Genomic DNA, 7,529 nt, shown 5'->3' on the forward strand with positions numbered 1-7,529 from the left:
CCCCGTAGGCCGGGTAAGGCGAAGCCGCCACCCGGCTTTCTGACTTTCATTCGAAATTAAATTTGTGCTCCCCGTCACCTTGTTATTAGAATGTTTCAAAACGCAGTGACCCAGGAGCACAGTATGACCGTTAAAGTTATCGTCACCGATATGGACGGAACTTTCCTTGATGATGCCAAGCAGTACGATCGTGACCGCTTCCAGGCACAGTTTGAACAGCTTAAAGCCCGCGACATTGAATTTGTTGTCGCCAGCGGCAACCAGTATTACCAGCTCATCTCCTTCTTTCCGGAGCTTAAAGATCGGATCTCCTTCGTGGCGGAAAACGGCGCGCTGGTGTTCGATCGCGGCGAGCAGATTTTTCACGGCGAGCTGACCCGCCATGAATCGCAGATCGTGATTGGCGAACTGCTGAAAGACAAAGGGCTTAACTTCGTGGCCTGCGGGCTGGAGAGCGCCTACGTCAGCGATAAAGCGCCGGACGCGTTCGTGGCGCTAATGTCAAAGCACTACCACCGCTTAAAGCGCATCAGCGATTACCGCGACATTGACGACGTGCTGTTTAAGTTCTCCCTGAACCTGCCGGACAGCGATATTCCTAATCTGGTGGATAAACTCCACGTCTCCCTGGACGGCATCATGAAGCCGGTCACCAGCGGCTTTGGCTTTGTGGATTTAATTATCCCCGGCCTGCACAAAGCTAACGGCATCAGCCGTCTGCTGAAGCGCTGGAAAATTTCTCCGCAAGAGTGCGTGGCGATTGGCGACAGCGGCAACGATGCCGAGATGCTGAAGCTGGTGAAATATTCCTTTGCGATGGGCAACGCGGCAGAGAGCATCAAAGAAATCAGCCGCTACAGCACCGATGACAACAACCATCACGGCGCGCTGAACGTCATTCAGGCCGTGCTCGACAACCATTCCCCGTTCGACGCCTGATCCTCTTCTCGCCGGAGCCCTGCTCCGGCACCCTCACTCATTTTCCCGTCCTGTGGCGCAGGTCAAGTTTTTAAACTTGCATTAACTTATTTTTAACTTAAAGTATCACTTGTAGACACTTTTACTTTCGAATGAAAGATGCGAGGCAGTTATGACCTTTACCAGTGAAACCTTGCCAGCGGATCACAAAGCGGCAATCCGTCAGTTGAAACGTGAATTACGCGCGCAGATCGGCGACGTGCAGGCGGTGTTCGACAAGCTCAGCGACAGCATTGCCACCCGAGTGGCGGAAATTAACGCCCTTAAAAATAAAGGTGAATCCGTCTGGCCGGTGATTCCGTTTAACGATGTGAAAAACGGCACGATTACCGACGCACAGCGCGAGGCCGTTAAGCGTCGCGGCTGCGCGGTGATTAAAGGTCACTTCCCGCGCGAGCAGGCGCTGGCGTGGGATCAGTCGATGCTCGACTACCTCGATCTGAACAAGTTTGACGAGGTGTACAAAGGGCCAGGCGATAACTTCTTCGGCACCCTGACCGCTTCCCGTCCGGAGATTTACCCGATCTACTGGTCGCAGGCGCAAATGCAGGCGCGCCAGAGCGAAGAAATGGCGCAGGTGCAGTCGTTCCTGAACCGCTTATGGACGTTCGAGAGCAACGGCAAGCAGTGGTTCGACCCGGACGTGAGCGTGATTTACCCGGATCGTATCCGCCGCCGTCCGCCGGGAACCACCTCGAAAGGGCTGGGCGCGCATACCGACTCCGGCGCGCTGGAGCGCTGGCTGCTGCCGGCTTACCAGCAGGTTTTTGCCCGCGTGTTTGACGGCAACGTCGAGAAATACGATCCGTGGAACGCCGCGCACCGTACCGAAGTGGAAGAGTATACCGTCGATAACACCACCAAATGCTCGGTGTTCCGCACCTTCCAGGGCTGGACGGCGCTGTCGGATATGATCCCCGGCCAGGGGCTGCTGCACGTGGTGCCGATCCCGGAAGCAATGGCGTACATTCTGCTGCGTCCGCTGCTGGACGACGTGCCGGAAGACGAGCTGTGCGGCGTGGCGCCGGGGCGCGTGCTGCCGGTTTCTGAGAAGTGGCACCCGCTGCTTATCGAGGCGCTGACCAGCATTCCTGCGCTGGAGGCGGGTGATTCGGTGTGGTGGCACTGCGATGTGATCCACTCCGTCGCGCCGGTGGAAGATCAGCAGGGCTGGGGCAACGTGATGTACATCCCCGCCGCACCGATGTGCGAGAAAAACCTCGCCTATGCGAAGAAGGTCAAGGAAGCGCTGGAGACCGGCGCGTCGCCGGGAGACTTCCCGCGCGAGGATTATGAAAAAACCTGGCAGGACCGCTTTACCGTGAACGATCTCAACATCCACGGCAAACGCGCGCTGGGCATGGTCTAGCTGTCGTACAGCCCTTCCCGCTCCACGGCGGTGCGTCGTTTCCCCTGACGTATCCGCCGTACCGATTCCCGCACGGCCAGCGTGCCGTTCAGCAGCAATGTGCCCACCGGCGCGTCCGGGCGCATGAGCCGCTGCTGGAGCATGTGTACCGCTTCCGTTCCCAGCTCATCGCGGGGAACATGCACGGCCGTTAATGGAACATCCTGAATCGCCGCCAGGTTAAAGCCGTCGATGCTCATCACCGAGACGTCCTGCGGCACGCGCAGGCCGTGGTTTTGTAAGGCGCTGATGGTGCCCGCCGCCATAAAGTCGCCGCCAACCAGGAACGCCGTCGGCAGGTCTTTTCCCTGCTGCTGATTTAGCCAATCGCTCACCAGCTGCTCCGTCTCTCTGGCGCTGAAGCTCGGCACCACCAGCAGATCGCGCTTGTCGTTGAACGCCAGGTTGTGGGACTGCCACGCGTCGCGGATCCCCGACAGGCGCAGCTCCATCGTGTAGCGACGCAGGCACAGCACGTTCATCACCTCGCGGTGTCCCATCTCGAACAGGTACTCCGCCGCCCGCTCGCCGATGGCGCGGTGATCCGGCGCAACGGCAGGCAGACGCATGTGCCGGTCGCGGCAGTTAATCAGCATGCAGGGTTTGCCCACGTCCACAGCCAGATCGTGGATATGCGGATCGTCAATACCGAGAAGAATGGCCGCCTGGGTATCCGGCTCGTTCATCCGCGCCAGAAACAGCTGGGCGTCGCTGTCGTTCTCCTCCAGCGCGCAGTAGCGCAACCGGACCTCGTGGGAGGCAAGGGCTTTGCTCACGCTCTGGATCACGCGGTAGTAAAAGATGTCGGACCGCTCGTCGAAAGCGCGCTGCGGGGCAAAAACCACCAGGCTGTTAAGCAGCAGACGCCCGGCCGCCATGCCGTCCATTACCCCCAGCTCGCGCGCGCACGCCAGCACCTTTGCACGCGCTTTTTCGCTGGTATTCGCTTTCCCCGCCAGCACCCGCGAAACGGTGCTGATGGAGAGCTGCGTGCGGGCCGCGATTTCGGTGATTTTTAGCCTTTTGTCCATTTTGTGATCTGGCTCCATTTGCGAAATGAAAAAATTTTCATAGCGTATTTGTCAGGCAATAACTGGCATGAATGCCATCATGCCAGAGTGTTTTCGTCGGTTATGAGAAATTTTGCACAAAATCCACTTTTGCCCACTCATTTTCTTCCTTAAGGTGAACTTGTCACACAGCTTCCATACTAGTTGTATAGCAACTTAAGCATTATAAGCGGATAGAAATCAAAGGCATAACAATCTGTGTGACACCTGAACCTCCGTCCCCTTACCGTCCGTCTTGTGGAGAGTAAAATGAGTCAGGACATCAATAACACCATTGCGACAAGCAAAACCCGTCGCGTCATCAAGAACCTGCGCTGGTACGTGCTGGTGCTGTTTTTGCTGGGCGTCACCGTTAACTACATCACCCGAAATTCCTTAGGTATTCTCGCTCCGGAGCTTAAAGAGAGCCTCGGGATCACCACCGAGCAATACTCCTGGATCGTCGGCGCGTTTCAGATCGCCTATACCATTTTCCAGCCCCTGTGCGGCTGGCTGATTGACGTCATTGGCCTGAAGATTGGCTTTATGGTCTGCGCCGGTATCTGGGCGCTGATGTGTATTTTCCACGCGGGCGCCGGAAGCTGGCTGCACCTGGCCATACTGCGCTTCTTTATGGGAGCTTCCGAAGCCGCCGCTACCCCGGCGAACGCCAAAACCATCGGCGAATGGTTCCCGAAATCAGAGCGTCCCGTTGCCGCCGGCTGGGCGGGCGTGGGCTTCTCCATCGGCGCAATGCTGGCTCCCCCTATCATCTACTTTGCTCACGCCTCGTTCGGCTGGCAGGGCGCGTTTATGTTTACCGGCGTGCTGGCGCTGCTGTGGGTGATCCTCTGGTGGGCGTTCTACCACAACCCCGAGCAGCACCCGAACCTGAGCAAGGACGAGCTGGCGTTTATCAAGCAGGATAACGAACCGGCGCCGGTCAAACTGCCCTTCCTGACCGCGCTGAAAACCGTTTCAAAAAACAAACGTTTCTACGGTATCGCCATTCCGGCCTTTATGGCAGAACCCGCCTGGGCGGTGCTGAGCTTCTGGGTGCCGCTGTACCTTGCCAAAGAGCACGGTATGGACCTGAAGCAGATTGCGATGTTTGCCTGGCTGCCGTTCCTCGCCGCCGACCTCGGCAGCGTGGCAAGCGGCTACCTGACGCGTCTGTACACCCGCCTGTTCGGCTGCTCCCGCGTGAACTCTGTCGTCGCCAGCTCCGTGACGGGCGCGTTCCTGATGATCTCGCTGGCCATCGTGGCCATTACCCGCGACCCGTATATCACCATCGTGCTGATCTCCATCGGCGGCTTCGGGCACCAGATCATCTCCTGCATGCTGAGCGCCCTGGTCGTTGAGTCGTTCGACAAAGGCCAGATGGCGACAGTCAACGGCATGCGCGGCTCGGCGGCGTGGATCGCCAGCTTCCTGTTCTCGCTGTTAATCGGTGTGACCGCCGACAAAATCGGCTTTAACCCGCTCTTTATCGCCATGGGCTTCTTTGACCTGATTGGCGCTCTCTTCCTGGTAGCATTTATTGCTGAACGTCGCGCCAAGCGCGCCTGATAGTGGATGTATTGCATATGAAAACCCTGAAAAACTGGACCGTTGATACGCAGTCGGCAAACCATCTTGAACTGCTGGTCGATAACCAGCACCGCCTGTGCCTGTATGTACTGGAAGAGAACCTGTTCCGCGTGCTGATCAAACGCAAAGGCGAGCTGGCGCTGGACCGCACCTGGAGCATCGCCCCGGAACAAGACGTGCCGTGGGAAGGTCGCCGTCGCGACGATGTCAGCGGCTTCACCTGCCCGGCCTGGACGCTGACGCAGCAGGACGATACGTTAACCGTGGCAACCGAGCAGCTGCGCGTCACCGTCCACCAGCCGCTGTGGCTGGAGTGGCACTACCGCAATGACGCGGGCGAGTGGCAGCCGCTGGTCAACGACCGCCCCACCAGCGCCTACCTGCTGAACGCCCACGGCGACGGCGTGGCGCACTACCTCAGCCGCCGCAAGGACGAGCGTTTCTACGGCCTGGGTGAGAAAGCGGGCGATCTGCAGCGCAACGGTAAACGCTACGAGATGCGTAACCTGGACGCGATGGGATACAACGCCGCCAGCACCGACCCGCTGTACAAGCACATTCCGTTCACCCTCACCCGCCGCGACGACGTGAGCTACGGCCTGTTCTACGACAACCTGAGCAGCTGCTGGCTGGATCTGGGTAACGAGATCGATAACTACCACACCGCCTATCGCCGCTGGCAAGCGGAAGCGGGCGATATCGATTACTACATCTTTACCGGCAGGCGCGCGCTGGACGTCACTAAAGCCTTTGTTCGCCTGACCGGAAAAACGCTGTTCGGACCGAAATGGAGCCTGGGCTACAGCGGCTCAACCATGCACTACACCGACGCGCCGGACGCCCAGAACCAGCTGATGAACTTTATCCGCCTGTGCGAAGAGCACGCCATTCCGTGCGACTCATTCCAGCTCTCCTCCGGCTATACCTCCATCAACGGCAAGCGCTACGTCTTCAACTGGAACTATGACAAGGTGCCGCAGCCGAAGGTGATGAGCCAGGCCTTCCACGACGCGGGACTGAAGCTTGCGGCTAACATCAAGCCGTGCCTGTTGCAGGACCATCCGCGCTACAGCGAAGTGGCTGAACGCGGTCTGTTCATTCGCGATTCAGAAACCGATGCACCCGAACGTTCCAGCTTCTGGGATGACGAAGGCTCACACCTCGACTTTACCAACCCGCAGACGGTGCAGTGGTGGCAGAACGGCGTCACCACGCAGCTGCTGGAGATGGGCATCGACTCCACCTGGAACGACAATAACGAATATGAAGTGTGGGACGGGGAAGCCCGCTGCTTTGGCTTCGGCCAGGAGATCGCCATCAAGCATATTCGCCCGGTGATGCCGCTGCTGATGATGCGCGCCTCGCTGGAAGCGCAGCAGCGCTTTGCGCCGGAAAAGCGTCCGTATCTGATCTCCCGCTCCGGCTGCGCCGGGATGCAGCGCTACGTCCAGACCTGGAGCGGCGACAACCGCACCAACTGGGACACCCTGCGCTATAACATCCGCATGGGGCTGGGCATGAGCCTGTCCGGGCTGTTCAACGTCGGCCATGACGTCGGCGGTTTCTCCGGCGACAAGCCGGACGCCGAGCTGTTCGTGCGCTGGGTGCAGAACGGCGTGATGCACCCGCGCTTTACCATTCACTCGTGGAACGATGACCAGACGGTGAACGAGCCGTGGATGTATCCGGGCGTCACGCCTGCCATTCGCGGCGCGATTGAGCTGCGCTACCGCCTGCTGCCGTATCTCTACACCCTGCTCTGGCAGGCGCACGCCGACGACGAGCCGATGCTGCGCCCGACCTTCCTCGACCACGAGCACGACGCGCAAACCTTCAAAGAGTGCGACGACTTCCTGCTGGGCCGCGACCTGCTGGTCGCCAGCGTCGTCGAAGCCGGGCAGCGCGAGCGCCGCGTCTGGCTGCCGGATAACGAAACGGGCTGGTACGATTTTTACACTCACGCGTGGTATGCGGGCGGACAATCCATCGTCCTCGATGCGCCGCTCGAAAAACTGCCGCTGCTGGTGCGCGCCGGGGCCGGTCTGCCGCTCAGCGAGCGCATCACGCATGTGAGTGCCGAAAAAGATACGACCCGCGAGCTGAAGCTGTTCCCGGTGAAAGGCGTGGGCACAACCTCGGGGCTGCTGTTTGAAGACGACGGTGAAAGCTGGGGCTACCTGAACGGCAATGCGCTGTGGGTGGAATGGGAAATGGTGTGCGATGGCGCAACCATCAACCTGAAGGTGAACGCGCGCGGCGACTATCGTCCGACGTGGAAGGCGCTGAAGGTATCATTACCGGCGGGGGAAAAACGTACGCTGCGGGTGAACGGGGTTGAAAGGAGTGAGTGGGTGCTCTGAACATTGCCGGGTGGCGGCTTCGCCTTACCCGGCCTACAGTCACCCGTAGGCCCGGTAAGCGAAGTGTATGACCGGATACATAGGTGACAGATCAGACCGGGAACATAGGTAACACTTTTAGTCTATCCGCACCACACTCTG

General features: G+C 59.1%; 5 protein-coding genes. 4 read left to right on the forward strand and 1 reads right to left on the reverse strand.

The features are described 5' to 3' along the window. Positions 1 to 123 precede the first annotated feature (123 nt). Both C6A40_RS09440 and C6A40_RS09445 read left to right on the forward strand, forming a co-directional pair. Positions 124 to 939, forward strand: a complete 816-nt coding sequence (locus C6A40_RS09440; RefSeq protein WP_008501192.1) for a Cof-type HAD-IIB family hydrolase — start codon at positions 124 to 126, stop codon at positions 937 to 939. Positions 940 to 1,090: 151 nt separating this feature from the next. Further along, positions 1,091 to 2,347 (forward strand): DUF1479 domain-containing protein, encoded by a 1,257-nt coding sequence (locus tag C6A40_RS09445; RefSeq protein ID WP_045333975.1) that lies wholly within the window; start codon positions 1,091 to 1,093, stop codon positions 2,345 to 2,347. On the opposite strand, the gene C6A40_RS09450 is transcribed toward C6A40_RS09445, so the two are convergent. Further along, the gene (locus tag C6A40_RS09450) at positions 2,344 to 3,417 is read right to left on the reverse strand and encodes a LacI family DNA-binding transcriptional regulator (RefSeq protein WP_023326968.1); all 1,074 of its coding nucleotides are present in this window, start codon (positions 3,415 to 3,417) and stop codon (positions 2,344 to 2,346) included. The two genes, C6A40_RS09445 and C6A40_RS09450, sit on opposite strands and share 4 nt — an antisense overlap. 288 nt (positions 3,418 to 3,705) lie before the next feature. Here C6A40_RS09450 and C6A40_RS09455 point away from each other — a divergent pair, with 288 nt between their 5' ends. Together C6A40_RS09455 and C6A40_RS09460 are read left to right on the forward strand one after the other, a co-directional pair. After that, the gene (locus C6A40_RS09455) at positions 3,706 to 5,007 is read left to right on the forward strand and encodes an MFS transporter (protein ID WP_008501189.1); all 1,302 of its coding nucleotides are present in this window, start codon (positions 3,706 to 3,708) and stop codon (positions 5,005 to 5,007) included. A gap of 17 nt (positions 5,008 to 5,024) precedes the next feature. Further along, the gene (locus tag C6A40_RS09460; RefSeq protein ID WP_045333971.1) at positions 5,025 to 7,388 is read left to right on the forward strand and encodes a glycoside hydrolase family 31 protein; all 2,364 of its coding nucleotides are present in this window, start codon (positions 5,025 to 5,027) and stop codon (positions 7,386 to 7,388) included. Positions 7,389 to 7,529: the final 141 nt, after the last annotated feature.

It is taken from the genome of Enterobacter sp. GER_MD16_1505_Eko_090 (assembly GCF_003331015.1).
Taxonomy (GTDB): Bacteria; Pseudomonadota; Gammaproteobacteria; order Enterobacterales; family Enterobacteriaceae; genus Enterobacter; species Enterobacter roggenkampii.

Excerpts from the sequence above, each read along its gene's own strand:
- C6A40_RS09445 (WP_045333975.1), top strand. The coding sequence starts at position 1,091 with ATGACCTTTACCAGTGAAACCTTGCCAGCGGATCACAAAGCGGCAATC.
- C6A40_RS09440 (WP_008501192.1), top strand. The coding sequence starts at position 124 with ATGACCGTTAAAGTTATCGTCACCGATATGGACGGAACTTTCCTTGAT.
- C6A40_RS09450 (WP_023326968.1), bottom strand. The coding sequence starts at position 3,417 with ATGGACAAAAGGCTAAAAATCACCGAAATCGCGGCCCGCACGCAGCTC.
- C6A40_RS09460 (WP_045333971.1), top strand. The coding sequence starts at position 5,025 with ATGAAAACCCTGAAAAACTGGACCGTTGATACGCAGTCGGCAAACCAT.
- C6A40_RS09455 (WP_008501189.1), top strand. The coding sequence starts at position 3,706 with ATGAGTCAGGACATCAATAACACCATTGCGACAAGCAAAACCCGTCGC.